40 protein-coding genes are annotated in these 26,688 nt (G+C 57.2%); 30 read left to right on the top strand and 10 right to left on the bottom strand.

From position 1 onward, the window contains the following. Positions 1 to 898 precede the first annotated feature (898 nt). The 3 genes from JAO85_RS20995 to JAO85_RS20985 form a co-directional block, all read right to left on the bottom strand. On the bottom strand, positions 899 to 1,078 hold the full coding sequence (locus JAO85_RS20995; RefSeq protein ID WP_202788961.1) for a hypothetical protein: 180 nt from the start codon (positions 1,076 to 1,078) through the stop codon (positions 899 to 901). Positions 1,079 to 1,530: 452 nt separating this feature from the next. After that, positions 1,531 to 1,863, bottom strand: a complete 333-nt coding sequence (locus tag JAO85_RS20990) for a hypothetical protein (RefSeq protein WP_059441633.1) — start codon at positions 1,861 to 1,863, stop codon at positions 1,531 to 1,533. 116 nt (positions 1,864 to 1,979) lie between these two features. Further along, entirely contained in the window at positions 1,980 to 2,726 is a 747-nt protein-coding gene (locus JAO85_RS20985; protein ID WP_083994802.1) for a helix-turn-helix transcriptional regulator, read from the bottom strand. Between the two features lie 72 nt (positions 2,727 to 2,798). On the opposite strand from JAO85_RS20985, the gene JAO85_RS20980 reads away from it, so the two are divergent. Continuing rightward, positions 2,799 to 3,047, top strand: a complete 249-nt coding sequence (locus JAO85_RS20980; protein ID WP_059441632.1) for a hypothetical protein — start codon at positions 2,799 to 2,801, stop codon at positions 3,045 to 3,047. Positions 3,048 to 3,062: 15 nt separating this feature from the next. Here the strand turns inward: JAO85_RS20980 and JAO85_RS20975 are convergent, their stop codons facing one another. Next, the gene (locus JAO85_RS20975; protein WP_059441631.1) at positions 3,063 to 3,278 is read right to left on the bottom strand and encodes a hypothetical protein; all 216 of its coding nucleotides are present in this window, start codon (positions 3,276 to 3,278) and stop codon (positions 3,063 to 3,065) included. On the opposite strand from JAO85_RS20975, the gene JAO85_RS20970 reads away from it, so the two are divergent. Further along, on the top strand, positions 3,277 to 3,546 hold the full coding sequence (locus tag JAO85_RS20970; RefSeq protein WP_059441630.1) for a hypothetical protein: 270 nt from the start codon (positions 3,277 to 3,279) through the stop codon (positions 3,544 to 3,546). The two genes, JAO85_RS20975 and JAO85_RS20970, sit on opposite strands and share 2 nt — an antisense overlap. A 2-nt stretch (positions 3,547 to 3,548) precedes the next feature. On the opposite strand, the gene JAO85_RS20965 is transcribed toward JAO85_RS20970, so the two are convergent. Continuing rightward, positions 3,549 to 4,019, bottom strand: a complete 471-nt coding sequence (locus JAO85_RS20965) for a hypothetical protein (RefSeq protein ID WP_202788960.1) — start codon at positions 4,017 to 4,019, stop codon at positions 3,549 to 3,551. A gap of 162 nt (positions 4,020 to 4,181) precedes the next feature. Here JAO85_RS20965 and JAO85_RS20960 point away from each other — a divergent pair, with 162 nt between their 5' ends. The 8 genes from JAO85_RS20960 to JAO85_RS20925 all read left to right on the top strand — a co-directional run bounded on the left by JAO85_RS20960 (position 4,182) and on the right by JAO85_RS20925 (position 8,383). Further along, positions 4,182 to 4,667, top strand: a complete 486-nt coding sequence (locus JAO85_RS20960; protein ID WP_202788959.1) for a phage regulatory CII family protein — start codon at positions 4,182 to 4,184, stop codon at positions 4,665 to 4,667. Next, complete coding sequence (locus JAO85_RS20955) at positions 4,664 to 5,515, top strand: hypothetical protein (protein ID WP_202788958.1); 852 nt, start codon at positions 4,664 to 4,666, stop codon at positions 5,513 to 5,515. The genes JAO85_RS20960 and JAO85_RS20955 overlap by 4 nt, the downstream gene beginning before the upstream one ends. Beyond that, the gene (locus JAO85_RS20950; protein WP_237734942.1) at positions 5,512 to 6,078 is read left to right on the top strand and encodes a hypothetical protein; all 567 of its coding nucleotides are present in this window, start codon (positions 5,512 to 5,514) and stop codon (positions 6,076 to 6,078) included. Before JAO85_RS20955 ends, JAO85_RS20950 begins: the two co-directional genes overlap by 4 nt. 8 nt (positions 6,079 to 6,086) lie before the next feature. Then, entirely contained in the window at positions 6,087 to 6,473 is a 387-nt protein-coding gene (locus JAO85_RS20945) for a DUF1064 domain-containing protein (RefSeq protein WP_202788957.1), read from the top strand. Beyond that, positions 6,470 to 6,775, top strand: a complete 306-nt coding sequence (locus tag JAO85_RS20940; protein ID WP_237734941.1) for a DUF4406 domain-containing protein — start codon at positions 6,470 to 6,472, stop codon at positions 6,773 to 6,775. The genes JAO85_RS20945 and JAO85_RS20940 overlap by 4 nt, the downstream gene beginning before the upstream one ends. Further along, the gene (locus JAO85_RS20935; protein WP_202788955.1) at positions 6,769 to 7,029 is read left to right on the top strand and encodes a hypothetical protein; all 261 of its coding nucleotides are present in this window, start codon (positions 6,769 to 6,771) and stop codon (positions 7,027 to 7,029) included. The genes JAO85_RS20940 and JAO85_RS20935 overlap by 7 nt, the downstream gene beginning before the upstream one ends. Positions 7,030 to 7,230: 201 nt before the next feature. After that, positions 7,231 to 7,683, top strand: a complete 453-nt coding sequence (locus JAO85_RS20930; protein WP_202788954.1) for a hypothetical protein — start codon at positions 7,231 to 7,233, stop codon at positions 7,681 to 7,683. A 457-nt stretch (positions 7,684 to 8,140) separates the two neighbouring features. Continuing rightward, complete coding sequence (locus JAO85_RS20925) at positions 8,141 to 8,383, top strand: hypothetical protein (protein WP_202788953.1); 243 nt, start codon at positions 8,141 to 8,143, stop codon at positions 8,381 to 8,383. Between the two features lie 188 nt (positions 8,384 to 8,571). On the opposite strand, the gene JAO85_RS20920 is transcribed toward JAO85_RS20925, so the two are convergent. Then, a complete protein-coding gene (locus tag JAO85_RS20920; RefSeq protein ID WP_202788952.1) occupies positions 8,572 to 9,207 on the bottom strand; it encodes a hypothetical protein in 636 nt (211 codons plus the stop codon). Positions 9,208 to 9,734: 527 nt separating this feature from the next. Between JAO85_RS20920 and JAO85_RS20915 the strand changes: the two genes are divergently transcribed. Both JAO85_RS20915 and JAO85_RS20910 read left to right on the top strand, forming a co-directional pair. Then, entirely contained in the window at positions 9,735 to 10,031 is a 297-nt protein-coding gene (locus JAO85_RS20915; RefSeq protein ID WP_237734940.1) for an HNH endonuclease signature motif containing protein, read from the top strand. A 3-nt stretch (positions 10,032 to 10,034) separates the two neighbouring features. After that, positions 10,035 to 10,283, top strand: coding sequence for a hypothetical protein (locus JAO85_RS20910; protein ID WP_237734939.1), 249 nt, complete (start codon positions 10,035 to 10,037; stop codon positions 10,281 to 10,283). Positions 10,284 to 10,856: 573 nt separating this feature from the next. Here JAO85_RS20910 and JAO85_RS20905 read toward each other — a convergent pair. Both JAO85_RS20905 and JAO85_RS20900 read right to left on the bottom strand, forming a co-directional pair. Further along, positions 10,857 to 11,129 carry a hypothetical protein gene (locus tag JAO85_RS20905; protein ID WP_202788950.1) on the bottom strand — a complete coding sequence of 91 codons (273 nt, stop codon included), beginning with the start codon at positions 11,127 to 11,129 and terminating at the stop codon, positions 10,857 to 10,859. A gap of 587 nt (positions 11,130 to 11,716) precedes the next feature. Beyond that, positions 11,717 to 12,388, bottom strand: a complete 672-nt coding sequence (locus tag JAO85_RS20900; RefSeq protein ID WP_202788949.1) for a hypothetical protein — start codon at positions 12,386 to 12,388, stop codon at positions 11,717 to 11,719. Between the two features lie 613 nt (positions 12,389 to 13,001). Here JAO85_RS20900 and JAO85_RS25670 point away from each other — a divergent pair. The 13 genes from JAO85_RS25670 to JAO85_RS20835 all read left to right on the top strand — a co-directional run bounded on the left by JAO85_RS25670 (position 13,002) and on the right by JAO85_RS20835 (position 22,257). Further along, positions 13,002 to 13,223, top strand: a complete 222-nt coding sequence (locus JAO85_RS25670) for an HNH endonuclease signature motif containing protein (protein WP_237734938.1) — start codon at positions 13,002 to 13,004, stop codon at positions 13,221 to 13,223. Positions 13,224 to 13,369: 146 nt separating this feature from the next. Continuing rightward, on the top strand, positions 13,370 to 13,852 hold the full coding sequence (locus JAO85_RS20890) for a phage terminase small subunit P27 family (protein ID WP_054075003.1): 483 nt from the start codon (positions 13,370 to 13,372) through the stop codon (positions 13,850 to 13,852). Further along, positions 13,845 to 15,557: a terminase large subunit gene (locus JAO85_RS20885; RefSeq protein WP_202788947.1), complete on the top strand. Its 1,713-nt coding sequence runs from the start codon at positions 13,845 to 13,847 to the stop codon at positions 15,555 to 15,557. Before JAO85_RS20890 ends, JAO85_RS20885 begins: the two co-directional genes overlap by 8 nt. Positions 15,558 to 15,773: 216 nt before the next feature. Further along, positions 15,774 to 16,289, top strand: coding sequence for a Rha family transcriptional regulator (locus tag JAO85_RS20880; protein WP_052263558.1), 516 nt, complete (start codon positions 15,774 to 15,776; stop codon positions 16,287 to 16,289). 70 nt (positions 16,290 to 16,359) lie between these two features. Continuing rightward, positions 16,360 to 16,533 (top strand): hypothetical protein, encoded by a 174-nt coding sequence (locus JAO85_RS20875; protein WP_194271061.1) that lies wholly within the window; start codon positions 16,360 to 16,362, stop codon positions 16,531 to 16,533. Next, complete coding sequence (locus tag JAO85_RS20870) at positions 16,533 to 17,783, top strand: phage portal protein (RefSeq protein WP_179625787.1); 1,251 nt, start codon at positions 16,533 to 16,535, stop codon at positions 17,781 to 17,783. The genes JAO85_RS20875 and JAO85_RS20870 overlap by 1 nt, the downstream gene beginning before the upstream one ends. Further along, entirely contained in the window at positions 17,780 to 18,724 is a 945-nt protein-coding gene (locus tag JAO85_RS20865; protein ID WP_202788946.1) for a S49 family peptidase, read from the top strand. The genes JAO85_RS20870 and JAO85_RS20865 overlap by 4 nt, the downstream gene beginning before the upstream one ends. A 137-nt stretch (positions 18,725 to 18,861) precedes the next feature. Further along, a complete protein-coding gene (locus JAO85_RS20860) occupies positions 18,862 to 20,181 on the top strand; it encodes a phage major capsid protein (RefSeq protein ID WP_202788945.1) in 1,320 nt (439 codons plus the stop codon). 56 nt (positions 20,182 to 20,237) lie between these two features. Continuing rightward, positions 20,238 to 20,549, top strand: coding sequence for a hypothetical protein (locus tag JAO85_RS20855; RefSeq protein WP_202788944.1), 312 nt, complete (start codon positions 20,238 to 20,240; stop codon positions 20,547 to 20,549). After that, on the top strand, positions 20,546 to 21,055 hold the full coding sequence (locus JAO85_RS20850; protein WP_202788943.1) for a head-tail connector protein: 510 nt from the start codon (positions 20,546 to 20,548) through the stop codon (positions 21,053 to 21,055). The genes JAO85_RS20855 and JAO85_RS20850 overlap by 4 nt, the downstream gene beginning before the upstream one ends. Positions 21,056 to 21,057: 2 nt before the next feature. Further along, the gene (locus JAO85_RS20845; RefSeq protein WP_237734937.1) at positions 21,058 to 21,375 is read left to right on the top strand and encodes a phage head closure protein; all 318 of its coding nucleotides are present in this window, start codon (positions 21,058 to 21,060) and stop codon (positions 21,373 to 21,375) included. After that, a complete protein-coding gene (locus tag JAO85_RS20840) occupies positions 21,368 to 21,916 on the top strand; it encodes an HK97 gp10 family phage protein (RefSeq protein ID WP_202788942.1) in 549 nt (182 codons plus the stop codon). The genes JAO85_RS20845 and JAO85_RS20840 overlap by 8 nt, the downstream gene beginning before the upstream one ends. After that, positions 21,916 to 22,257 (top strand): DUF3168 domain-containing protein, encoded by a 342-nt coding sequence (locus JAO85_RS20835; RefSeq protein ID WP_202788941.1) that lies wholly within the window; start codon positions 21,916 to 21,918, stop codon positions 22,255 to 22,257. Before JAO85_RS20840 ends, JAO85_RS20835 begins: the two co-directional genes overlap by 1 nt. Positions 22,258 to 22,311: 54 nt before the next feature. Here the strand turns inward: JAO85_RS20835 and JAO85_RS20830 are convergent, their stop codons facing one another. Further along, positions 22,312 to 23,130: a hypothetical protein gene (locus tag JAO85_RS20830; protein WP_202788940.1), complete on the bottom strand. Its 819-nt coding sequence runs from the start codon at positions 23,128 to 23,130 to the stop codon at positions 22,312 to 22,314. 68 nt (positions 23,131 to 23,198) lie between these two features. Further along, positions 23,199 to 23,771 (bottom strand): Arc family DNA-binding protein, encoded by a 573-nt coding sequence (locus JAO85_RS25665; RefSeq protein ID WP_237734936.1) that lies wholly within the window; start codon positions 23,769 to 23,771, stop codon positions 23,199 to 23,201. 99 nt (positions 23,772 to 23,870) lie between these two features. Here JAO85_RS25665 and JAO85_RS20820 point away from each other — a divergent pair, with 99 nt between their 5' ends. The 5 genes from JAO85_RS20820 (at position 23,871) to JAO85_RS20800 (ending at position 26,682) form a co-directional block, all read left to right on the top strand. Further along, positions 23,871 to 24,050 carry a hypothetical protein gene (locus JAO85_RS20820; RefSeq protein WP_202788939.1) on the top strand — a complete coding sequence of 60 codons (180 nt, stop codon included), beginning with the start codon at positions 23,871 to 23,873 and terminating at the stop codon, positions 24,048 to 24,050. Beyond that, a complete protein-coding gene (locus JAO85_RS20815) occupies positions 24,034 to 25,080 on the top strand; it encodes a phage antirepressor N-terminal domain-containing protein (protein WP_202788938.1) in 1,047 nt (348 codons plus the stop codon). The genes JAO85_RS20820 and JAO85_RS20815 overlap by 17 nt, the downstream gene beginning before the upstream one ends. A gap of 68 nt (positions 25,081 to 25,148) precedes the next feature. Beyond that, a complete protein-coding gene (locus tag JAO85_RS20810) occupies positions 25,149 to 25,523 on the top strand; it encodes a zinc-ribbon domain-containing protein (RefSeq protein ID WP_202788937.1) in 375 nt (124 codons plus the stop codon). 107 nt (positions 25,524 to 25,630) lie between these two features. Continuing rightward, a complete protein-coding gene (locus JAO85_RS20805) occupies positions 25,631 to 26,284 on the top strand; it encodes a phage tail tube protein (protein ID WP_202788936.1) in 654 nt (217 codons plus the stop codon). 2 nt (positions 26,285 to 26,286) lie between these two features. Beyond that, on the top strand, positions 26,287 to 26,682 hold the full coding sequence (locus JAO85_RS20800; RefSeq protein WP_202788935.1) for a phage tail assembly chaperone: 396 nt from the start codon (positions 26,287 to 26,289) through the stop codon (positions 26,680 to 26,682). Positions 26,683 to 26,688 lie beyond the last annotated feature (6 nt).

Here is a 26,688-nt window from a genome sequence, read left to right as displayed (position 1 = left end):
GCGAGCAGGTGCTGCGGGCTTGAATAAAGAGCCGGTGACCCTTTCGGGCCCTGCCTGGGGAAGAGGTCAGTAAGGGAGGGAGGAGGGATCCCAGGCCCGGCGTAACAGGTAGATGGGGCCGAATTCTGCATGACGCTTTTCGGGCGATCAATAGGAGCTCGTCTTACACGAAACTGGGTAGTTCCCGGTTTGCTCATGAGGCTGCGGCAGTGCGACTTTAGGCACTTGATTTGTGCGATGAGCTACCTTGAACTGCTTACGGCAAAAGAAAAAGCCCGCAAGCAGTTGCTGCGGGTGCGAATAAAAAGCCGGTGACCTATTTGGTCATGCCTGGGCAAGTTGAGGAAGTGAAAGGAGTCTGTAACCCCCAGGCCCGGCAAAACAGGTACGTGACGCAAATTTTGCCCAAAGAGAGTCACGGAATCAATATCTGCGTGGGTTCACAAACAGCTCGACGCCATCTGGTGTGACCACTGTCGCCACGACGCAAGCGTCGCGTTCCTGATTGCCGCCAGCCCAGGCCCATTCCTGAACTGCCGTACCTGCTCGAGCAGTCACGCCAGATAGCCCCCGCTACTTTCCCGGGGTGGTCATGATGGGCACCTAAGACCGGTGCGATTACCCTCTTGCAGTATTCCAGCCAAGCCCTTGCAGGCCTGGTTTGTAAGAGCCGGGGAGCCGACCCCCGGCACCATCAAGAAAAAGAGCGGATTAGCCAACTCCACCCAAGTTGCAGCTTTTCATTGCCACGCTCTTTCTTGATGGCCCCGCTATTGCCCCGCGGGAGAGGGCGCATGTATGACAAATGTTGGCTGAATGCTCACATCTCAAGATCTCCGGATACAAAAAAGCCACCTGTCGGTGGCCGATAGAAGAGCCCGCCAGATGCGGTCGGCGCTTAGTCTATGAATCCGAGGTCGCGCAGGGCTTCAGTCTCCTGGGTGTACTCAGCGTCCTCGATCAGGAGCGCTCCATCGGGCCCATATACATTGCGCTGGGGCGCGCCCATCACTTGCTCAATGCGTTCGACTCTGTAGCCGTGCCGCTCCCAGATTTCGGTTGTGTTTATGCGTGTCATAGGTTCACTGTACTCAAACGAAAGCGCTGCAAGCAAGGCTTTCGTTTGAACCCCGGATGCGCTCCGGGTGGCGGCGCATATCTCCCACTGTCACTGGCTTGCGCTTCGCTCTGGCAGCTTTATGCAGATCACTATCTGCGCCGGTTAGCACCATCCACCGCTTCGGGGCGGCAGAGTCGCGGCGCGTTCCGGAAAGTCATCGGGGCGCAGCGTGTCTCACGACGTGCATTGAATCTCTGGCTTTTTAAGGACCTGAGGTGCTGGCTCGATCACTTGGCACCCAGCGCAGCGGTTTGGCGGCGTTGGATCGAATGTTAGGACTAGCTAAGAATAAAATCAATAGGAGTGGCTAATTATTTTTTTTTAAGGACTAGCTACCTATGCTTCGTGGGCCAAATCGCATAGACGAAAAAAAGCCCGCTCTAGGCGGGCTATGTGTACCGAGGCGGTGGTTACTTCTCGGCAACCTGTCCGCAGCTCTTGGCGGATCTGGCCAGTTGCAGTTGAGAAAGCCTTTTTTGGGCAGCCTCCATCGCAGCACTCTTTTCCATGGTGTTGCCAATTCCAAAATCACCCAGGAAAGACAAGACCGAGCGGCCATCGAACTGGCTTTCCTTCTCCACATGATCAAGATAGCCATGAACTTTGGCTGTCTCCAGCTCAATCTCGCGGCAGGTCATTGTTTGCTGCTCGAATGTAGTCAGCTCGCCTTGGCGGCCATAGTTCTTTGTTGCACATCCAGACATGGTCGCAACAGCAGCGGCAATCAATAGAAATTTCTGCATACATCTCCCATAGTTACTAAGGGGAATCGTATCAGAGTGTTTCGCCGGAGGGCTTTGGAATTGGCCAGGTTGAATTTGCTACGCCCTCTGACGGGGCCAGGAATGCGGACACATCTCTACAGTCGCTTCCCGTTCCATGCCCACACTACGCGCCCGACAACATCCACTTGGTGATCACCATTGAGAGTCTGAACAGTTTTTGCGCTGGGGTTGTCGCTGGTCACCTGCAGCTTCCCATCAAATGTCGGTGTGACACGTTTGATGAAATTGCGATCGTTTGCGCGCAACACATATACACCCTCTCGAGAACTGGGGTCGCGCGCACCGATACCGGTATCAACTAACAGGACATCCCCGTCGGTGAACGTTGGTGCCATGCTGTCCCCGTAAGCGTGGATGAAGCGCAACTCTTGGGGGTTCTGCGGCCTGATTTGCTGATTAATCCAGTGCGGCGAGAGAGCCAAGTCACCCACGATGACATCTGACTCTAGCAATTCGGAGCCTGGGCCCATACTGCCGCAGTTCGACAAGAGAGGGACGATCACAGCATCGGGTGCGTGATACATGGGCACTGCGCCATAGGCCGATAGAGCACGAGCGTTGACGTCGGCATCGTGACCATGAATCTGATGTTGAGCATCTCCACGCGCGCCAACCATCAAGCCGTCGCCCGTCGCAAGCCACTGCTGATTAACTCCAAGCGCCGATGCAGCTTTCAGCAAATTCTCTCCACGCAGAAATTTTGACTTTCCATTGAGCCATCCATGCACGCTGGGTGGCTTCACATCGCACGCGCGTGCCAGGTCAGCCTGGGATAGCTTGGCGTGCTCCATGGCGATAGATAGTCGGTCTGCAAGTGTCATTAGGAAAGGCTAACAGGTTGAGTATTCGGAGTGGCTATTGACATGTTATTAGCGACTCCTAATAATTTAGACATGAACACATCCGCAACCAAGGTAATTGACGCGCTCGGCGGGACGTTTGCCGTCGCACGGATCTTTGACATCAAGCCCCCCAGCGTCAGCGACTGGAAGAAGGATGGAATTCCTCGCGCTCGGGTGATGTATCTGAAGGCTGCATATCGCAAAGCACTGGCCGGAATCGACTTGGCAGAGGCTACAGCCGCGCATCGCCCGCGACCATCCGGCCATGAGCTGGCGCAGCCATGCCGTCATGCTGAGTGAGACCAAGCCTCTATGTCAGAGCGGGGAGAGCTCCGGCGGCGCATGTGCGATGCACATATCCAACTGCGCACTCCATTTTGATTCTGTCAAAAAGGCTGCCGCACCTTCTGGCCGCTGGTGGCTTATGTGCGTGATGTTCACAGCAATAGGTGCTCCAAGCAGTTCCTCTAGAGCCTTTTTTATTGTCTCTTCGATCTCCGTAGCGGAGTGATCTTTGAAAGATGTAGCCATGAATGCTCCTGAATTTCTGAATAGCCCGCGCTCCAAGGCAATGGGGCTGCTGACTAGCTGTAGTGAGATTTTTGGCCATGCAGCCTTTACATCTGCCAAGCCGATGCAATTGTTCTTCATGGCAGTCGGCTGCGACGATGAAGCAGTTGTGGTGCAGGCACTTTTTGAGTGGCTGAAGACCGGTCGCAGGTTCCCCGCACCTGCCGACATCCGGGAATTAATAGCTGAGCTGGCGCAGCCATCCACTTCAACCAAGGAGGTGGAGTGATGTCACTTATCGAAGACTTGGGCATTGCACGCAGGGCAAATGAGCCCGTTGTCGGCGCCCCAAATCCTGTGGCGCTGGAGCACAACAGACCTGCCAATGGAGAAGCAGGGCTGGCAGACATAGTGGGGCGCCTCATCGATTCCTGGCTCTGCGGCCCCAGCGGGGTTGTTGGAGAGATTGCTGCGCAACGCAACTGCACCGCTAGCCAGCGTGACCAGCGTGTATTTGCCGCGCTCATCGATGGTTGCCTTCAGTTCCAGATTTTCCTTTTGCAACTTGGCCAGATCCGATTGGAGCTGCAAAAGAGCGGTGTTGTGAGCGAGGAGTCCCTCCTGCGCCTTGAGCAACTGCTTCAACAGGGCAGAGGTCTTTTCGTTGATGAGGGCGGCGTCGCGGGTTGCACTCAATCCCTTGGCGATGTCTCTTGCCGCGGAGATTGAAGCAGTAATGCCGCCGATTGCTGTCCAGTCCATTTTCTTGTCCGCCCTCTCTGGTGTTGGTTGTGTAGGAGCTTCCAGCATAGCCCAGGGTGCGGCGGGCACCTTTTCCTCTCTTCTGGCCTGTTTTCGTTTGCATGCAGGCAGTGTCTTTTGCAGCGGCTCAGCCCGCAACGTCCTTTTTCTGGAGATCCGGACATGAGCACACTTGATGCCCTGCGCCGTGGCGTAGACAACTATCCTGGCGGCCGCGAAGTGGTGGCCGTTCGTATTGGCAAGACTGGCGAAGTTCTGCGCAAAGAGCTGTCTGGCGCGGCCTCTCACAAGCTGGGGGCCGTTGATGCCCTGACCATTGCCCGCATTGCCTGCGAAGAGGGCCGCCCCCATTGCCATGACTATGCCTCTCTGGTGGCCCAGGAGTGCGGTGGCCGCTTTGAGCTGGTGACGGAGGCTGCAACAGAAGCCCCCAGCCCCGTTGCTAAGGTCTCAAGGCTGGTGCTGGAGACTTCCCATGTCACCAGTGCCGTGATTGAGGCCATGCAGGACGGCGTGATCTCGGATAACGAGCTGGCGCAGATCGAGCGCGAAATTGCCGAGGCCGAGGAAGTGCTGCGCAAGCTGCGCCAGGCCGCGCGCGCTGTGAACGCCGCAGGCAAGCCCGAAGCCGCGAGGTCTGAGCGATGAGCAAGCTCCCATGGTTCCGCACCTACACGCGGATGGTCGATGACGACAAGCTCAAGCTGCTGGCCTTTGAAGATCGCTGGCACTTCGTGGCCCTGTTATGCCTCAAGGGCGAGGGACTGCTGGACAAAGGCGATGCGCCTGCGCTGCTGATGCGCAAGGTGGCCGTGAAGCTGGGTCTGGATGTGCGCAGCCTGGAAGAGGTGGCCCGCCGCCTGGCTGAAGTTGGGCTGATTGAGCAGGCCACCCTGCAGCCTTCCAAGTGGGCCACTTTGCAGATGCGCAGCGACACCGACACCACTGCAGCAGAGCGCAAACGCCGCCAGCGCCAGCGCAAAAAAGATGCTGTTTCAGAGGGAGGAGAGGGTGGTCACGATGAGGTCACGGATGAGTCACGCGTGACGGGTACGGATGTCACGCGTACAGATACAGATATAGATACAGATAAAGAAGAGACAGTTAACTATTCAAAGGCTGTAGGTGCTGCTGACCGTGACACTTCGCCTCTGGCTCAGCCAGAAGCGGCCAAGGGAAGGGGTAAGACTGCGACAGGAACACGCCTGCCCGAAGACTGGAAGCTGCCCAAGAGCTGGGGTGACTGGGCCATTGCCGAACATACCGGCCTGACCGAGGAAGAGGTGCGCCGTCAGGCCGCGATGTTTGCCGACCACTGGCGTGCCAAGGCTGGCAAGGACGGGCGCAAGGCTGACTGGGGTGCGACCTGGCGCAACTGGATCCGCCGTGCCACCGAAATGCCTGCGGCTCGTCGTCCATCCATGGCTCCTGCGTCCGCAGCAGCCGGCAAATACGCCGGCGCCGGCAAGGCCATCTTTGAAGGGATTGAGCTATGAGATGCAGCCACGAAATCTCCAGCCTGGCATCTCGTGCCGTGCACAGCGCCGGACAGCAGCAAGGCCATCTGGCGCCGCGCCCCGAGGCATCGCAGCGCATCCGCAAGCTGTTTGTGGTGCTACAGGGCGCCTACGGCACAGCATTCCTGGCCAAGTTCAGCTCCGGCGAACTGAACGAACGCCGTGAGGACAAAGGGGTGCGGGCTGCGCAGCTGGTTTGGGATGCGGACTTGGCGAAGTTCACGGATGACGTGATCGAGGCAGCTTTCCAGAACATCAAGCGCGAATGCCCGGAGTTTCCGCCGAGCCTCCCCCAGTTTGAAAAGGTCTGCGAGGCCCTGACACCCCGCAAGACCTACTTTGAAGAGAGCGGCCTGCTGGCGCTGCCTGCGCCCAAGGTGGAGCGCCTGCTGGACGTACCGTTCGAGCTCAAGGGCGACGACAAGGACTGGGCTCGCAAGATCGTTGCGCGTATCAATCATGGTGATCAGACGGTAACACGCCACACGCGCATGGCCGCCATGGAGACCCTGGGCATGAACCAGCGGGGTGCGGCTGCATGAGCAAGGCAATGAAGTTGACAAGCTATGCGTTGAAGCTGGTTCCGAATGCGTCGGGCTCCAAGTACGGTAATAAGAAGATTGTGGCGGCGGACGGCACCAAGTTCGATAGCTTGGCTGAGCTGAATCGATGGTCCCACCTGCTGATGCTGCAGCGTGGCGGCTACATCAGTGAGCTGCGCCGCCAGGTGGTGTTTGAGATGGTTCCATCAGTCAAGTTTGCTGGCGCTGCGCGCGCTCGGCCTGCCATTCGCTACATCGCAGACTTCGTGTACCTGGAGAAGGGCACAGAGGTGATTGAGGATGTGAAGGGCGTGGAGACCCCTGAATTCAAGCTCAAGCGTCACCTGATGAAGGCTCTGCTGGGTCGGGAAGTGCGGGTGATCAAATGGCGATGAAGCGCATCTACCTCGCCGGGCCCATGAGTGGCCTGCCCGAGTTCAACTATCCAGCCTTTCATGCAGCAGCAGCTGTTCTGCGTGCCCAGGGCCACCACGTTGAGAACCCTGCTGAGAACCCTCAGCCGACCTGTGGAACCTGGCAGGGCTACATGCGTATGTCGCTGCGCCAGATCGCGGCCTGCGACTGCCTCTACATGCTGCCCGGCTGGCGCGGATCCCGTGGCGCCCGCATCGAGCATGGGCTGGCGCTGGATTTGGGCCTGGAGGTGCAGGACTTCGGGGAGGGCGCTGGATGCTGAATCGATTGAACGACAAGGAGCGGGCCCACCTGGCGGCGGTCAAGGAACTGCCCTGCAGTGTCTGCGACCAGGCCGGGCCCAGCGAGGCGCACCACATCGAGCAGCGCCAGCAATACACGGTCGTGGCCTTGTGCGAGAGCTGTCACCGTGGCCCGTTGATGGGGTGGCACGGCCAACGCCGGATGTGGGCAATCAAAAAGATGGGGGAGCTGGATGCGCTGAACGTGACTGTGCGGCGCTTGCTGGGGAGCTGAGTGGCTCGATCGTGGAAAAAGGCTTGGCTAATAGGAGAGGGCCGCTGGCTAGCTAAAACGCTGCAGGCCCGTGCCTGTCAGCGCCCCACGATGAAGAGGCAGCACAGCGATTCGCTGCACCATGGAATGAATCATAAACGCAATTGAGAATCGTTTACAAGTAACCGTGCGTAACGCAAGACTTATGAAAGAGAGGGGCTGATGCGTAGAGACCTGAATTTGAATGTGCCCCAGGATCTGCAGCAGGCCGAGGAGCTGCTGGAGAGGTACGGGCGATGGGCCCAGGATCGGCATAAGAAGCAGCGCTGTGCCAGCGCGGAGGGGAAGTATCGACCGCCGCCCCAGGCTCGCAGCGATGACGAACCTCTGATCCCTTTCATGCCGGACTGGAGCGCGCGACATGTCCAGCTGGCGCTGCAGTCCGTGCCCATGCAATTTCGTCGCGTGCTGTTCGCAATCTACGTACCACAAAAGGAGCATCCGATGGCAGCCCGTCGACGCATGAAGCTCAAACGGGATGTTTGGGACGGTAGCCGGATTGAAGGGTTGCGGCATTTCTGGAGCATCTACCGCTTGCGTTACTTGACAAAGGGTGCCACAATCGCGCCAATTCTCCGCGACACTGAGTCGTGTGCCCTGGTTGCCTCACGGTAGCCAGTGGCGTGACCAAAAACAAAGCCCGCTAGGTTTACCAGCGGGCTTTTTTCATCCTCCGATATGCTTGGTGGTTTTAGTGAGGTGTCAGATGGAGCACATTTGGAAGGAAGTGAACAAGTTTGTTCAAGAGGTGAATTGGGCCGGTTTGGAGTCTCAAGGGCAGATCGTCTTGGAGCTCAGCGAAGATGTCTACGGCGAGGAAGACCGCGTCGCTGATAGGCTTCTGGAAGCTTTGGGCAACTTCTATCCCGGAGCGGAGTTCACTACTGATTTACCCGCTTTCCGGTCACGACGATTGGTTGTGAATCGAGTTTCGTAGACTTCTTGTAAGTCGCCGCTGAGCCGCCTCCGGGCGGCTTTTTTGTTTTCGCTGCCACCGAACACGCCCGACGATCACGCACATTGCTTCAGGGGCGGATCACTTGGTGGCAGCACCTATCCCGAGGAGGGCGTAATGCTCTACACAGCAGAGAACGCCCGTGGCGCGAGGGTCTGCGACGTGGATTCGATGCAGGAGATCCGCAAGGTGTTGGAGGTGAACACCAGTCAAGGCTGGGTGAAGATCCACAGGCACCCTCTCGAGATGGATTCTCGCGGCAGGTTCATCAGCGACAAGATCAGGTTCCGCTCCATCTACGCCATACAGGGCAAGGAGCGGGCACCTTGCCTGTTCCACTGCTACGGGCGAGAGCCATGAGCCGGTACAAGCCACGAATCGCCGCCGCGCCATTGAAGGTGCAGATGGTCGAGGCTGTCCAGATTCACCAAGCACAGCGCATTGGAGCCCCGGCCCGGGCTCGAGGCCGTGCCCGCTAGGAGGCTCGGTTGCGTATCTGGTGGCGTGATGGTCACCAGAGGTGTGACCAAAAGAACCGAGGTGTGAAGCTACGCTCTGGGCTGTTGACTGAAGTAAGAATCAAGTGTCAGCACATAGGGCCTATGTATGTCTTCAAAAGGAAAGATATATAGACTTTCAGTGTATGGCGCACCCGAGGCGTCGGAGCAATGAAGCTTTAGCTGGATGTCAGTGATTGCTTCGTGGTCTGCGGGCAACCTGCAATTAATTGAAAATTTGCCATCAGTTGGAATGAAGTGCTCGGAGACAGAGCAAAGTGAGCGCTTTGAATTCGAATTCAGACGAACTTGAGAGCAGCGGTTGCCCATATTGATGGCGCTTATCTCTAGAAAAATGCCGTCAATAGTTTTACCTGAATCCATGTCTATGTATTTTGATAGCGTGCAGGTGCTCCTTTGTTGCACGAATTTGGGCATCTGCTTATTTCGCTCAACTTGCTCCATTCTTGCAGCCGCTTCGTGTTGGAACTGAAGTGTCTGGCGCGCAGCGGACGCTAGCTCTTCTTGTTGCTTTACGGAATTTTCAAGTTCAGTGGCTTGTCTTTGTAAGGCTTCACTGTTCTGTCTTAGCTCAATGCCTTGTTGAAAGTAGCCAAGCACAAGCCACAGAATCGCGAGCGGTCCGAAGGCACCAGCAAGGAAGTCTCCAACCTCATTCAGTGGCATTGTTTTCAGTTGACTCCAACGATCATTGAGCAAATGGCACAAAACCCAACTGTACGCTAGTGTTAGTGCTCCACCTAGCAGACCTAAGATCCGACCCATCCCATCCTCCTCTAAAAAAGGAGCAGTTTGCCATGGCAAATTTGCCGCGATAGGTCATTTCGTGAAGCGCTTGTCAAGTGCTCTTTCTGTGATGATTTCTTGTGCCTCTTGTCTAGTGATTACTCGGTAAGGCCACTTGAATGACGTGTAAAGAAAAGGCGCTCCCTCCTCGCGGCTAATTACTTTGGCCGTAATTGCAAACAGCGTTCCTATCGGTTGCGAGTCACGCATTTCGGAAGAGCACTCGACGTGTGCACCTGGATCGATTCCTTGGCCAGGCAGAGGCCTTGCACGGATTGACTTTGACGAACCAGCTCCAGACGCTGAATAAGACTGAACGATGTATTCCGAGTATTCACTCACGGGCCACTCCATTTAGATATTCAGCCAGTATGCCCAAGCTCCAGACATTGAATTCAGCAGTTCCAATGTTGGACACCAGGCGTGTCCAGACCATGCAGGCGGGCAGCTGGCGCACCAGTGACCAGACGGCTGCACAGCGCGGCTATGGCTACAAGTGGCAGCAGGCCCGGGCTCAGTTCCTGCGCGAGCATCCACTCTGCGTGATGCGCGAGGCTGCCGGCCAAGTCGAGGCTGCAACGGTGGTCGATCACATCACCCCGCATCGTGGTGATCAGTCGCTCTTCTGGCGCCGGAGCAACTGGCAGTCGTTGTGCGGTACTCATCATTCCCGCGACAAGCAGCGCGAGGAGCAAAGGCTTTGAACCATGGACCGTATGCAACATCCATCGAACAATGCCGTGCTTGGCGCGCCGGCAGGCTGGGATCAGAAGACCCTGCCATGCAACGCGCTGCCCATCACCTGTACCGACTGGGATGGCGTACCGGCAGTGGTTTCGTTCTGGAAGCCTACGCCTGCTGAGGTCGAGGCAATCAAGGCTGGTCAGCCAGTGGCCCTATGGGTGGCTGGCAGCACCATGCCGCCTGTGGCGCTGATGGTTGAGGCGAGGGGGTAGATAGTGGGCGCGAATGCTCTATCTATCCCGATATAGCTTTCTCTGCTGGATCTTCGCTTTACGTCGGTATGCCAATGTAAGACACATCAGAGTCAAACTCTTCAATGGACCGTCCTAGAAGATTTGTTCCCAGGTCCTCTTCGCTAACTGGCATCACGACTTTTTCGATAGCTGCCGTGTCTCTGTGTTCGTCGCGAAGGGAGACAAGTGCAAAACACGCGACGGTCGTTCCATCTTGAAAAACCCAATTTGTCGCGGTGGTGATGCTGTGAATATCTACGATCTGCACGATTAGGTACCTCGGAAAAATTTACGAACAGCGCATTCTCACTGATTGGAGTTGCAGAAAGGGGTGGGGGCATCAAATCCCTGGGGGCCTTCGGCCTCTAGACCGCCCTGTTTCGCATGCGCAGAAAATTTCCCCTTGTTTGAATTTTGTTAGGTCAAACAATCGGCAAATTAAAGTCCTGAATCTCAGCACCCCTGCGAGTTTCAGGGAGGCTTTGACTTCTTCGACTTGTTAAAGCCGTTTGAAATCAAATGTGAGTGAGGCATCGCGCCTGGCGATGGCCTTTAGCCCTTGCGCCTGGCGTACTCATTCACCTTTGGCAGCTCATACGGCTTAGGCTCCGGAGAGGGCTCCCAGTTGCTGCTGACCCAACCTAAAGAGTTCGAAGGAGCACGCTTCAGAGCTTGCGTCCAGCCACGCTCATACTCGTTGTACTCGGCTGTGCCGAAGTCAAACGGGCAGTTGAATTCCGTCCTGTTGGCATAGAACTCCCTCGCTCCCCTGTCACGGATGGCTCGCAGCCGTGTCTCCTGATCGTTGTCTGTGTTTTCTGTCATCACGACATGCTACGGGAGGTGCAGCAGACTAGGCAACGACCGCAAAAACCTAGTACCTATAAGACATACTCTTTAGAACTATTCATCCCAGGATCCTGACCCCGGATGACTGGGTTCAAGGTCATGGGGTCTGGCGTGGCGATATGGCCAACTGAGTCTGGATCAAGAGACAGTGGCACCGGCATCAAAGCTATCCAGTCTTGCATACCGCCTTCAGGCGGTTTTATCGTTTGTCGCCAGCGACAAAGGCCAAGTTTCTGCGAATCTACTTTATTCGCGTGAGGCGCTGCATAAGTCCGCAGCGATTAATTGCCAAGAAGACGGCGAAACTACTGTGGAATGCATCTAGGACATCTATGGATGTCTTATGCATAGTCCGGATCCGCAAGGAGGTGTTATGACTAAGGTCCAGAAGGGGCAGAAACTGCCTTCTAGTTTGATTCCAGGGCAGAGATTTTCTACATGTGCCGGTAGCGATGATGAGGACCAAGACGTTGTGACTGTGCTTGAGGTTACGCCATCGCATGTTTTGCTCGAATCATCTGGCGACTGGAACGGATGGCGTCCTCTGGATCTAGTTGTGACAGCTATAGCTGAGGCCAGCGCGCAGCAATCTCCTCGCACACGGCGCTGATCTCTTGCATGCGTCTCGCATTACTTTTGGGCGCAGAAAAGGTGGTTCCTCGAAATACGTCAATGCTTATGCAATGAGCGTGAGATGGCTTCCCTTCTGGGCCGTATTCCTCGAGCCATTTGTGCAAAAGCGTGGCGACGTACTCGGAGCCTGTTCTAGTGAGCGCATGGTCAGGGTTCTTGATGAAGTGGAGCTTGATTGCTCCTGTGTGGCGCATGCCGCGCTTCTCGAATTGGATCAAGAAGTCAGGCCTAACGCTTACCTCAACACCTGAGATCGACAACTTCGGAGGTTGTGTGTCACCACGCGAGTAGTCCTCATTGAGGTCACCTGGCAGGCCGGCTGCAATTTCTGCGAAGTGCTCCAAAGCATCAGCAGTGTTCCAGCGGTCGTCGATAGCCCATTCAGTACCTTCTCTGTCGGCTCGTAGTCTTTTGGCCGCCTCTATTAGAGTTTCCTGATTCCGTCCATTACGGAAGTACTGTGCGATCGGTGTCTGAGCATGACGGTAGAGGGGAACCGCTGGGCCGTTGGGATGTTTTTGGTCATAAACGATGCGGCGGCGGCGTACAGGGTTTGATGTGACCAGAAGTTCTGCAAGCTTGTTTGCGGATATGCGCGCCATATTTCCCTCCTGTGGATGATTGAGTTAGAGCTCCCATCGTATTCCTGGAGGGTTTCTTGTTTATTGCAGGTATTGTTTATTGGCCGGGTGCAAGCCATCTCGGCTGTAGATCAGCGTTCGCATTCGATGGGTATTTCAGTTTCGTCGCTGCCAAGCACGCCTGAAGATTTATCCCGTTTCTGATCCGGCGTATGGCTGGCGGGTCTTTGCCAGTGACAAAACAGAAAGGGCCTACTAGGTAGGCCCTTCACTCACTGAAACTTGCCGATAGAAGAGGGTGTAAATGAACTTCAGTCGTGATCTCTCTCTGGATGGAGCTTCTGGTGAGTGATTTCATTCTGATCTTCTGGTGTAGGAGGTTGCTAGGTGTTATCCCTTGGGTGTGTTGCGGAGATGTGCATCGCAAAGGCGATGCGGCATCAGGGAGAGGTTGGTAATGCCTCAGCGCCCTAACAAGCCTTGTCGCCAACGAGGCTGCAACACCCTGTCGCGCTCGTCCTCGGGGTTCTGCGAGGCCCATCAGTCCGAAGCCAGCGGCTGGAATCATCCGAGGCGTGAGTCATCCAAGGCGCGTGGCTATGACTATGCGTGGCAGAAGATTCGAGAGTGGGTGATGCAACGTGACGCGGGCCTGTGTCAGCCATGTCTCAAGCTCGGTGCGGTGTCGGTCGCGCAAGAGGTCGATCACATTGTCCCGAAGGCCCAGGCCAAGCGGTTGGGCTGGACCCGAGAACAGATGGACGCAAGAGAAAACCTGCAGGCGATCTGCAAGGCTTGTCACTCCGTCAAAACGGCGCGGGAGTCGCAGGGGCTGTTCACCTCTCTCTTGGTCTGATCGCCTCGCCAGCAAGCTGCAGCGTGCCGCTTGGGTGGTTCAGAGCGGGGAGGGGGAGGGTCGAAACCAGGGCGCCACCGCCCTCTAGACCGACCGGTTCGTCGAATTTTTACGCCCGCGAAATATGAAATTTAACTGGAGGCCCAATGGCAGGTGCTGCTGGGCGCTCTGGCCGTCGCCCCAAACCCACGGCAAAGAAGCTGTTGGCTGGTAACCCAGGCAAGCGAGCTCTCAATCAAGCTGAACCGGACTTCGAGCTGGTTCTGAACATCGATTGTCCAGATTGGATGGGCGATCACGGTCGAGTGCTCTGGGAGACTGTGGCGCCGCAGTTGTGCAAAGAGCGCATTTTGGCGGCGACAGATATTCAGAACCTTGAGGTGTACTGCTCCGCTTATGATCAGTTCCGGATGGCCCAGGCGGATATCGCCCAGAACGGAGTGACGGTCTCTGGAGCCATGGGCGGCGTGATCAAGAACCCCGCCGCGACGGCCCTCAAAGAGGCGACGGCCATGATGGCCAGCTATGGCGGAATGCTGGGGCTGGACCCGTCCAGTCGACAGCGAATGATGGGGACAGGCAAGAAGAAGCAGAGCGACAACCCGTTTGCAGGGGTCATCAATGGCTAAATATCCGGCGGTGGATGCGGCCAATAAGTTCGCCAAGGCCGTTGTTGCCGGCAAGATCCCGGCGTGTCGATATGTTCGGCAGGCCTGCCAGCGTCATCTGGATGATCTGCTGGCTAGCAAAAGCAAGACCTACCCCTACGAGTTCGATGCGAAGGAGGCACAGAAGAAGATCGCTCTGATTGAGCTACTGCCGCACACCAAGGGCGAATGGGGCTTCAAGCGCCAGTTGATCACCCTTGAGCCGTGGCAGAAGTTCGGTCTGGCTTGCACTTTCGGATGGAAGCGCAAGAAGGATAGTCTTCGCCGCTTTCGTGAAAGCTACTGGGAGGTCAATCGCAAGAACGGCAAGAGCGTTATCGCCGCCGGTGTGGGCCTGGCCATGTTTGCGGCTGACAACGAGTTTGGCGCCGAGGTTTACTCCGGGGCCACCACAGAAAAGCAGGCATGGGAGGTGTTTAGGCCGGCGCGTCTGATGGCAATGCGATCACCCATGCTGCTGGAGGCTGCGGGTATTGAGGTCAACGCCTCCAACCTGAACAAGCCAGGCGACGGCAGCCGCTTTGAGCCCATTATTGGCAACCCCGGTGACGGAGCCAGTCCATCGTGCTCCATCGTGGACGAGTACCACGAGCACGATAGTGATGCGCTCTACACCACCATGCTCACGGGCATGGGCGCGCGCAAGCAGCCTCTGATGTTCATCATCACCACGGCGGGCTACAACATCGAAGGCCCGTGCTATGACAAACGTCGCGAAGTGGTGGAGATGCTCGACGGCACCGTTCCCAACGACGAGTTGTTTGGCTGGATCTGGACCGTTGATCCAGAGGATGACTGGAAAGATCCAAAGGTACTGGCCAAGGCCAACCCCAATATCGGCGTGTCGGTCTATCAGGAGTACCTGGAGAGCCAGCAGCGAAGAGCCATCCAGCAGGCGCGCTTCACCAACACCTTCAAAACTAAGCATCTGGGGCTCTGGGTAACTGCCAAAGCCGGTTACTTCAACATGACCCAGTGGGAGGCGTGTGAGGACGAAACGCTGAATCTGGCTGATTTCGAGGGCCAGTCTGTGGTCCTGTCGTTTGACTTGGCGCGCAAGCTGGACATGAACAGCATGGCCCGCCTGTTCTGGCGCGACATTGACGGTAAACGCCATTACTACAGCATCGCTCCACGGTTCTGGGTGCCAGAGGATACGGTCAACAACAGTGACAACCGCCGCATGGCCGAGCGCTTGCAGAAGTGGGTCAACACAGGACACCTGCTGACCACCGATGGTGCCGAGATTGACTACCGCGAAATTCTGGAAGAAGCCAAGGATGCTGCAAGGCTCAATCCTGTCGAAGCTTCGCCCATGGATCCGCACGGCGCCACCAACTTGGCCCACCAACTCGACGACGAAGGCTTGCTGCCGATCACCATCATCCAAAACTACACCAACATGAGCGATCCGATGAAGGAGCTGGAGGCTGCCATCATGTCAGGGCGCTTTCATCATGATGGCAACCCGCTCATGACCTGGTGCATGGGTAATGTGATCGGCAAGCATCTGGTCGGCAACGACGACATCGTGCGCCCTATCAAGCAAGGCAACGACAACAAGATTGACGGAGCCGTAGCACTGATCATGGCGATTGGTCGCGCAATGCCTGGAAAGCAGGTCGAGCAAGAGGTCAGTATTTATGACATCGGAATAGGCATCTAGCCGATGCTGCTCAAGTCGATGATGGCGAAGTTGATGACAGGAGTTTTACCACATAGAGACTTGTGGTAGTTTTCAGGCAAGCTGGTGCCAACTGGCAGTAGCCCAAGCCCGCGCATTGCGGGCTTTTTCGTTTCCGCATCAGAAGAGCTGCTCAGCAGCCAACAGCAAACCGCCCACCGAGGCGGTTTTTTCGTTTCTAGACATGAAAGAGCATGTATGCAAGAAATCCAAGCACTGAACTTCCAGGACTTCATCAGCGCTGATGGTGACATCCTGATTACCGACTCGCTGCGCGTGGCCCAAGTTCACAAAAAGCGCCATGACAACGTGATGCAGTTGATCCGCAAGCGGGTTGCCGAAGCTGGATCATGGGGTCTCCTGAACTTCAAGGAAGCCCACTATATTGACGCGCAAAACAGCCAGCAGTACGAAATGTTCACTATGACCAAGGAGGGCTATCAGTTCTTGGTCGGAAGAATGACGGGAAAAAAAGCTGTAGAGCATCAGATCGCGTACATCGAGGCATTCAGAGCGATGGCGGAATACATCCGGAACCAGCGTGATGGGCTGCGCTATCGCTGCATGGAAAAGGAACTCGAGTGCTTGGACAGCGCTCGTCGCGGCAGCTTTCACGGACGTGGGCTGAACATGCGAAAGCAGGAGAAGCCTGTTCTTGAGGCTGAACTCGCTGCTTTGTTGGCGCAGGCCCAGCCATCACTCTTGTTTAACTGATCACCACACTGCTCTTTCGTGGTTGCCACCCTCGGGTGGCTTTTTTATTCCCGTCTCCAGGGCTTCCGCCATGAAAAACCTCCTCAACCTCATTACCCGCGAGCATGTGGGCTTGGCATTCATGGTGGTGGGCTTTGTCTGTTTGCTGGCCGGCATTGCCGCGCACTTCTCTTTGGCCGCCGCGGCCATGGTGGGCGGTTGCCTGCTGCTGGTTGCAGGCGTTGCCATTGATCGGATGAGCTGATGCTGTTCAACAAACGAGAAACAGCCGAGCAGACAGGCACCCGCGTTGGCTGGCTGTCATCCATGATTGGTGGCTCCAAGCAATCAGCAGCCGGCCAGCTGGTTACGCCGCAGACGGCCTTGGCCTTGCCGGTGTTGCAGAACTGCGTGTCGCTGCTGGCTGAGTCTGTTGCTCAACTACCGCTCGAAGTGTTCGAGCGCTTGGAGGACGGCTCCCGCAAGTCTGCCGATGCTCACCCGGCCTATGCGCTGCTCAAGTTTGCTCCCAACGATTGGCAGACGCCGTTCGAGTCGCGTGAGTATGCGCAAACGGCTTTGGGGCTGCGTGGCAACGCCTACAGCTTCATTGAGCGCGACGGCCGCGGCAACCCCACGGCGCTGATCCCGCTCAACCCGGGCGATGTTCAGGTGTTCAAGGGCCCGGACCTCAAGCCGTACTACTCGATTGATGGCAAGGAGCCGGTGCCTGCGCGCTTTGTGCACCACGTGCGCTGGGTATCGCTGGACAAGTACACGGGTCTGTCGCCCATCGCACTGCACGCCAACAGCATTGGCTATGCGCTGGCACTGGAGGAGTACGGCGGCAAGTCCTTTCTGCATGGCACGGCGCTGTCCGGAGTGCTGGAGCGCCCCAAGGAAGCCGCGGCCATCAAGGAGCAAAGCGCCATTGATGCGCTGACCAACAACTGGCAGGCCAAGTTCGGGGGCGCGCCCAATGCAGGCAAGGTGGCGCTGCTGCAAGAGGGCATGACCTTCAAAGCCCTGTCCATGAACAACGTGGATGCGGAGCTGATCGGGGCGCTGAAGCTGGCCGCAGTGGACATCACCCGCATCTACAAGATGCCGCCACCCATGGTCGGGATGATGGAGGCTGCCACGTACAACAACGTGGAAAACCTCCAGATCCAATTTGTGATCTATACCCTGATGCCATGGCTTCGCCGTCATGAGCAGGCGCTGCAGCGCGATTTGCTGCTGCCATCGGAGCGAAGCCGCTACTACATCGAGTTCAACATCGGCGGCCTGCTGCGCGGTAACCAGGAAGCGCGCTTCAAAGCCTACGCCGTGGCTCGCCAGTGGGGCTGGCTGTCGGTCAACGATATCCGCCGCCTGGAAAACCTGCCGCCAGTCACCGGCGGCGATGTCTACCTGCAGCCCCTGAATATGGTCGGGGCCGGCACGCAGATGCCCGAAAAACTCACTGATGCATCGGACGAGCAAGTCCGCGATATCCAGAAGGCCCTTACATGAAAAACTTCCCTCGTATCGCCAGCATGATCTTCAACACCCCGCAGATGGTGCGCGAAGACTGGCTGGACATGGCTGTGAACTGGGCTAACCAGGCGATGAATCTGAACATCGTCAACCTCAACCCCGGCGGTCAGATCATGGCCATGGAGGATGACGAGCCAGTCAACGCCATTTCGCCGGCAGAGCGCCGCCTCAACGCCGCCCGTGAGAGCGGTGTCTACGTCCTGCCCATTCATGGCGCTTTGGTTTCGCGATCCGCGCACATGGACATGTGCACCACCATGACCAGCTACGAAGGCATTCGCTCTCAGCTACAAGCCGCGCTGGCTGACGATGCGGTGGAACATATTGCGCTGGATGTGGACAGCCCCGGCGGCTCAGCCACCGGCATGACCGACCTGGCGGAAGAGATCTTTGCTGCCCGCTCCATCAAGCCCATCACGGCCATCGTCAACTTCTCCTGCTACTCAGCCGCCTACGGTCTGGCCAGCGCAGCCAACGAGATCGTGCTCAGCAACTCCTCGGGCGTGGGCTCCATCGGTGTCATCGCGCGCCATGTGGACATGAGCAAGCGCTATGAAGAGCAGGGGATCAAAGTCACCACCATCTTTGCCGGCGCCCGCAAGGCTGATCTGGCCAGCGATGCCCCGTTGAGTACCGAAGCCGCGCAGTGGCTGAGCGAACTGGTGCAGCAGAACTATGCCGAGTTCACAGAGCTGGTGGCTCGCAATCGTGGCCTGACAGTGGCAGCGGTGCGCGGTACCGAAGCGGGGGTGTACTTCGGTGCCAAGGGCATCGAAATGGGATTGGCTGACCGCATCGAACCACCGCAAGCGGCCATCAACCGCATTGCAGCCATCGTGGGCTCCAACCGCAAGCCTCAGCCTGTGCGAAGTTTTAGCGCGCGCGCCGTGGCCATGAACTGCCAGACGCAGTCCTAAATCCCGGAATCTGCCTCACAGGCGGCTGCACGTCGTAGTCGTTTCCTCATTTTTTACTGCCTTGGCAGTTTTGTTTGCGCCCGCCGTGGGCATCACTGAACCCGCCTTGAGCGGGTTTTTCTATTGAAAGAGACGTTATGTCCAAAATCCATGAAATCCGTAGCGAGCGCGCCAAGATCAACGACCGCGTGCAAGCCCTGGCCAAGCTGGAGGCCGAAAACGGCTCTCTGACTGCCGAGCAGCAGGCAGAGTTTGGCGAGTTGCAGGCGCAATTCGAGGCCATGTCCGGCCAGATCGCGCGCCTGGAGTCTGCCGAGCGCATGAATGCGGCGGCCGCTGTGCCTGTCTCTGCCGCCGCGGATGTGACTGCAACCAAGACCGTGCCTGCCCAGCCCAAGCAACCTGAGGCGCCTGGCACCGGCATGGCGAAGATGGTGGTGGCGCTGGCCGCTGCCCAAGGCAATCGCCAGGCCGCAGCGCAACTTGCCATTGAGCGCGGCTACGGCGAGCATATTGCCGCTTCGCTGAATACGCTGACGTCGTCTGCCGGTGGTGTGCTGGTGCCTACCAATCTGTCCAGCGAGGTGATCGAGCTGCTGCGCCCCAAGTCCACGGTGCGCAAGCTGGGCGCGCGTCCCTTGCCCCTGAATAACGGCAATATGACCATCCCCCGCCTCAAGGGTGGTGCTGTGGTTGGCTATATCGGCTCTGATTCCGATGTGCCGGCAACCCAGGGCGAGTTCGACGACCTGAAGCTGTCGGGCAAGAAGCTGGCAGCCCTGGTGCCTATCAGCAATGACCTGTTGGCCAACTCTTCGGCCAATCCGAATGTGGACGCCATCGTGGTGGGCGACCTGACTAGCGCGCTTGCGGCTCGCGAAGACAAGGCCTTTCTGCGCGATGACGGTACCTCCAACACGCCCAAGGGCCTGCGCCACTGGGCATTGGCTGCCAATGTGTTCGCGCCGACTTCGGCCACGCCGACGCTTGCAGAGGTGGACTCTGACCTGAACAAGGCACTGTTCCGCCTGGAGAACGCCAACGCCAACATGACCAGCGTCGGTTGGGTCATGAACCCTCGCACCTTCCGCTTCCTGGCCTCCATCCGCGATGGCAACGGCAACAAGGCCTACCCGGAGCTGGACAACGGCTTCCTCAAGGGCTATGCCGTTGCATTCACCACGCAGATTCCTGCCAACCTGACTGTAGGGGCAGATTCCAACGGCTCGGAGCTGTACTTGGCCGACTTCGGTGATTGCTTCATCGGTGAAGACGAAGGTCTGGTGATCGACTACTCCAAGGAGGCCACCTACAAGGATGGCCAAGGCAATGTGATCTCCGCCTTCCAGCGCGACCAGACCCTGATTCGTGTGATTGCCAAGCACGACTTTGGCCCCCGCCACGTCGAATCCATCGTGGTGCTCAAGGACGTGCAGTGGGGCTCCAGCTTCGGCTAAGCCCGCCTTGTTTTGACCTGCTCTGGCCGCTGGCCGGGGCGTTCAAGGAGTGAGTCATGGAAAAAGTAGTCGTACTGTTCACCAAGCCCTTCGGGGCTTACGCCAAGGGCGACCGCGCTGGCTTTGATGCGGCCGCGGCCAAGCATCTTAAGGATCTGGGTGTGGCCAAGTCTGATGCCGAGCCTGATGCAGACGAAGTTGAGCAAGAGCTGGATGGTGTCCAACCTACCCAAGTTGGCGCTGCTGAGGAGAAATTGCAGGAGCTGGCACCCGAGCAGCCTCCTGCGGAGGACGCGCAGCAAGCGCCCCAGGCCTCCGAGTCGCAGTCCAAGCCAGCAGGCAAAGCACCCAAGAGTGCCAAGGCATGATTGCCCAGTACCTTGGCGATGAGCCTTTGACACTAGCCGAGGTGAAGCTGCAATGCCGAGTGGATGGTGCGGAAGAGGATGCCTACCTTGAAGGCGTCCTTATCCCGGCCGCACGCGCGCTGGCCGAGGAGGTCAGTGGCTCAGCCATCCGCAAGGGGCGCTATATCGAGCAGGCCAGTGACGCCGGCCATTCGGTGCTTGCCCGCGGCGGCGTGATTGAGGTGGAGGGTGTCACTGTCAGCGGCGACGCTGTGCCTTTTGTCGTTGCGCAGAGTGGCCGGCGCACTTTGGTTCAGGCATCGGGGTTTGTCGGCAAGGCTGCGCAGATCACATACACAGCAGGTATCGACATCACGACGCACGCAGGCGTGCGCGCCTGGATGCTGCTGGTTGTCGCCTGGCTCTACGCCAATCGTGAGTTGATGGGGCAGCGCGAAGGGGCGAAAGCGCCTCCGCACATCAGCGCCGCTCTTTTGTCCAGCATCAACATGCAACCGGGGTTCTGACCATGGACGCAGGAAGTCTTCGAGACCGCATCCACATCCAGCGCCGCTTGCCTGGCGGCGGGCTTGGCCAGCTATCGAACAACTGGGAAGAGGTTGCAAAGGCCTGGGCAAACATTCGCTTTGCCTCGGGCAGCGAAACCGTGCGTGCAGGGCAGGTGGCCAGCAAAGCTCAAGTCAGTATCCGAATTCGATGGCGCACTGACATCAAGGCTGACATGCGTGTTGTCTGTGCAGGCGTGGAATACAGCATCAAGGCCGTTTTGCCAGAGCGGCAGCGCCGCGAGTATGTGGATCTGGTGTGTGAGGTGACCAATGGCTAGGGGGAGCAATGCACTCATTGCCTCTATCGATCTTTCGGGGGTTGAGTCGCTGTTTGATGATCTGGGAGACGCAGCTGAGGAAGCGGCCCGGCCGGCGGCACAGGCAGCCGCCCAGGTGTTCTACGACACAGCGAAGGCCAACGTCGCCAGGATCAAGAAGCTCTCGGGGAACCTGGACAAGGCTATCTATCAGGCCTTCTCACCTGAGAACAGCGGTCAGGGAATTGCCGAGTATCACATCAGCTGGAACGCAAAGACTGCGCCGCACGGCCATCTGCTGGAGAACGGCTTTTGGCAGCGCTACCAGGTGGTAATGACCCGAAAGGGCTGGGTGACGCTGGCACGGCCGGAGAGCGCCGGCAAGAAGAAGCCGCGGCGCCGGGCCAGCCAGGCGGAGAAGGATGCCTATTACCTTCCCCGCCCGGGTGGGCCGGTCTACATACCGGGCAAGGCCTTCATGCGCGGCTCGCTGCGCGCGGAGCCTGCAGCAGTGCTGGCCTCTGCTGATGTGCTTTGGCAAGCATTGGAAAGGGTGAAGTGATGGATGAAGCTCTGCATGCAGCCATTGCGGCCGTGATCCCAAATTGCTTTGGCACCGTGGCGCCGGCCAATGCGCAGACTCCTTACGTGATATGGCAGCGCGTTGGCGGCAACAGCAGTGATTACATGGACAACGAAGACGCCCAGGTCGAAACTGCTTTTGTACAGGTGCGCATCTTCAGCGCTGACATCCTTGAGCCGAAGCGGCTGATGCCGCAGCTCGTGAGTACGTTACGGTCGCATCCAGAGTTATTGATCCGTCCCAGCGGGGGCTTGCGCGATGACTACGACCATGACATGAACTTATTTAGTGGTGATCAGGATTTCGACGTGTCGTTCTGAGTGCCAAAAGTGCAATGCCGGAGTCGTTCTAGACGACGCGAGTGGTCGATCTCTCTACTTCCTGAGATCCCAGGATGTCGGGTATTTGGCTGATGTGCGCAAGTGGACCCTAGCGATATGTCTGGTCAGGTTCTTAAAACGCACCAAGTCGCCGCAGTGCGGGCATGGGTGCATATCTTCGCTGAATTGCTGGTGAGCTTTCGGTTGAACAGCTTTAGCTGCTGGGCTGAATGACTTCCAAGAGGATGTTTTGATCAACGGTTCGCCATAGCCTGGCGCCTCTGAATCTGTCCAGGCGAAGCCATCCCAGACGCACCAAGTTTGATCAACAGTGTTGAAATCTAGAACTGATAGCGCGAATTTACCTCGGCCAATTTTTTGGATTCTGACGATCTCCGCCATGACGATGTCATACGCTCTAAAGAAGAATGAGTGGTCGCGATCAGAGATGCGACCTGAAATTCGATAGATACCGCGGACGGGAGAAATTTCTGCTGTTGACGCATGGGTGAGAGGCTGCCATTGGTTCAAGTGCCAACTGGTATGTGAAGCAGCCTTAGCCTTGCTTGAAGCTGTGATGTTATCGGTGCAGGGGTGTTTCGGCCAGGGAGGTCCTAGATCGTCGAAGAAGACGCGTCCGCCGTATGGCGATTGATAAAAGTACACGGTATCGCCACAGACCGGGCATTTTGCTCCAGGCCTTGTGAAGCCACCGGACAAAGGTTGCGCGGTTCCTTGCTGGAAACCAAGCTGACGCGGCCTTGGCTCATTGTCAAAGCGCCGCTGCAAAGGATCGAAAGATCGATAGCCACCCCACCCGCCGCGGAAACCGCAGGTGCAACCCGGCTGATGATTGAATCCATTGCAGCTCATGGAGAAGATCGTGCTTAGCTCATACCTTTTGCTGCAAAAGACCGTGCAGGCTCAGACATGTGCATGAATTAATGTGACGAGGTTTTTTTTGAACGCGGCTTAGACTTCGTCACGAGCTCGTTTAGCTCCTGGGTGCTGCTCCGCAAATCCTTGATGCGATCAATAACCTCGGAAAACGCAGTTGGCTCATCGCTGTGAGGCACTACTTTTAGCTGGCCACTTTCGATGCGCTTGTTCATGGCATTTTTTACGCCCAGCAGACCATCAATCATGTTTGTGATCGTCTCTTGCATGATTTCGCCTTCCCTATCAAGGATCTCTTGAATGAGTTGGCTGGTGCTGGAGTCTTTGGCTATTAGTTCCTGCGGGCACATTTTCGCCATCTGAATGACGAGTAATTGCGCCGCCAAGAGGTCCGACTTTGTCTTGCTTGCTTGCAGGACCGCTAGTGCAGCATCGCCCTCCATCTCCAACATCTTCTGTTGAAGAGCGGAGGGGTCGTTCTGAGGGTCAAGACTAGCTGTTAGGCGCGCAACAACCTCGGCGGTCAGGGAGCGCTTGTTTTCGGCGGCTGCCGCATCCAGAGCATCTTTCAACTCTTGCGGTATGCGCATGTAAATGGTTGGATCTGTTCTCGCCATCTATGCACTGTGCCATGAAAAGTACTTGCAAAGTTCTATTCACCGTGCTTAGAATTGTGGTGTGCACAGATGGTGCATAGAAATTGCAGAAAGGTGATCATGAATACGAAGCACGTTGAATACGCGCCAAAACCTGTACAGGTACGACTCAAGCCCGAGCTACACGCGTGGCTGCATCAAGCAGCAGTAGATCAAGAGCGCTCCGCCAATTGGATAGTGAACAAAGTTGTTCAAGAGGCAAAGGAGAGAAGTGAGGCCCAGCATGAAAAGCAGGCCTGAAAAAGGAAACGCCCCGGAAGTTGCAGCAACCGAGGCGTCGAATGTACAAACCCAACCTCTGACAGAAGGATTCAACATGCTGGATTCTACAGAAATCAACGTCAATCGCGCAATCACTGTTCCGTTCCACGGGGCAGAGCTGTATGTTGTGGAGCACAACGGCCAGCCGTATACACCTATGAAACCCATTGTTCTGGCGATGGGTTTGGATTGGGGTAGCCAGTTTCGAAAGGTGGCTACTAACGAGTCGCGCTGGGGTATTGTCAACTTGACAATACCTTCCGCAGGTGGCGATCAAGCTATGACTTGCCTGCCGATTCGGAAGACGGCTGCATGGCTCACAACTATCGAGCCTGGCAAGGTTAAGAGCCCTGAAGTCCGTGCCCGCGTCATTCGGTACCAGAACGAGTGCGATGACGTGTTGTGGAGCTACTGGAATGAGGGCATTGCGATCAACCCGCGCCAAGCATTTGCAGTCAACCCCGGCGACTCACTGACCGCTGAAGAAGCTGAAACCCTGCGCTTGATGCTCAAGTCCGCAGTTGAGCGTCAGCCAAAAGCAAAGCAAGGCGCATTGATGATGCAAGGCTGGAGCAAACTCAAGGCTCACTTCAAGGTGGGATATCGGGAAATTCCGCGCCACGAATTCAGCGAAGCGGTTTCGATCATCGCGCGACATACGGCTGACTGGGAGGTGGTCGATGAGCGAGTTGACCAGCTACCGCGATTAAAACTGCGTGTCAGTCCGCCGGCCATCGGAATGTATCGCTACAACCCGGCCAATCCTCACCCCGCCAATGGTCGCACTATCGAAGTTGCCAAAAGCATCGCAACAGACATCAGGAACTGGAGTGACAACCTGCCCGCCGGCCCGGCTCGCTACGACTTGCACGATGCGGCTCAAACGCTACACGACCTGCTTGTAAGTGGGTGGACTGAAGTGGATGAGGCTCTTGGTCAGCTCCAGACTGCTGTGCACTATCTCAATCGATGGCAGGGCTCCGGTGGTCGAATTGGTAACGCCCGCTGAAGCGGGCGGCTGAACAAGGGCCAAGTCTGGGTTTGATAGCATCCCCTCCTATTTGAATAGGAGAGGGCATGGCTTTGATTGCGTGTTCAGAGTGCGGGAAAGAAATTAGCGATAAGGCGTTTAGTTGCCCGCATTGTGGTGCTCCGCTTCGGAGCAGTGCCCAATCACCAAGAGAATCGGTAGCATCGCAGCCTAAAAAGCGTGGCATTTGGAAGTGGATTATTGGAGTTCCCGTTGTCGGCTTCTTGGCCTTGCTTGCTTTTGGCGCGTATATCAGCGGCACACCTGATGGTCGTGAGCGTGGAAATGAGCGTGCAGCAATAGACTTGTGTTGGAGTGAGCAGTCCCGAAAGTCAAACACCAGCGGTGGTGCACGGTTTATTGCTGGGGCTTGCGAAAAGATGGAGCGTGATTTCCGGGAAAAGTGGGGCGTAAGCCCCTGAGATTCGATATACGACCGCCCTCGGGCGGTTTTCTTTTTGCCCGTAAGGGCTCCATACCCGCCACGGGAAACCTGGCGGGTTTTTCTTTGCCTGAAAGGGGCACAACCATGCGCAAAGTTCCTCTGCCCGACGGGGCAAAACTCTATCTGTACACCGCCGCTCTGACGGCCTTGGCTGCCGGTGAAATGTCCAATGCCGCGCACGCGGTGGTGGAGGTGGCCAACACCTTGACGGTCAACGCTGTGGTGGTCATTACCAGCGAAGACTATCCCGAGCTGGAAGGGCGCGTCGCCCGGGCCAAAGCCGTGACGGCCGATAGCGTCACACTGGACGGCGTCGACACCCTCGATCTCTCCAAATTTCCTCCGGGCGGCACGGTAGCGCTGATTCCACTGGTGGCTGACGAATGGCAGCGCTTGCCTTATTTGCCTACTTTTGGGCTGACCGGCGGCGATATCAAGACCGGCACCAGCTCTTACCTGGACGTCCCTGATGACCAGGAGTTCGGCCTGGGCCGCAACGCGCGCCGCCTGGAATACACCATCAGCTGGAAGCAAGATGGTGTGGCCCGCGCTGCACTGCAGGCCTCCGATGGCCTGGAGTCTGTGCACCGTTTGCAGTTCAAGGACGGCTCTGCTAGCTACTACGTGGGCGAGCTGGCCTACGACGATGTGCCCAGCACAGAAAAAGGCAACGAGCAGACCACTAAGTCCACGGTGCTGCTGCGTGGCGCACCGACCAACCTGCCTAAGGCTGCTTGATCATGAGCGAACAGATTGCACGCCAGATCGTGCTGGGCCAACGGCCCAAGGGCATTGTCCACTCTCTCAAGATCTCCATGCTGGATGGGACGGAGGGGCTGCTGCCCGTGACATTCCGCTACCGCGACCGCGTGGAGTTTGGCGCTTTTCTGGATGGCATCTTCGCGGTTGAACCTCCCGCTTTTGATGCCACTGTCGGCCAGCCATCCACGCAGCAGCAGCGCGGAGTGGTGCAGCTCAACGGGCAGTACATCCATGGCTGTCTGCAGGATTGGGGGCTGGATGTACCTTTCACCCTGGACAACTGCATCCAGTTGGCGACTGAGCTGCCTGCCGCAGTCCAGGCAGTGATGGATACCTATCGCCGGCTCTGCATCGAGGGCCGCCTGGGAAACTGATTGCGG

Source organism: Comamonas sp. NyZ500, from assembly GCF_016772095.1.
Lineage (GTDB): Bacteria > Pseudomonadota > Gammaproteobacteria > Burkholderiales > Burkholderiaceae_C > Comamonas > Comamonas thiooxydans.
Note: the sequence above shows the minus strand (reverse complement) of the source record. Positions and strands in the feature narration are given on the sequence as shown.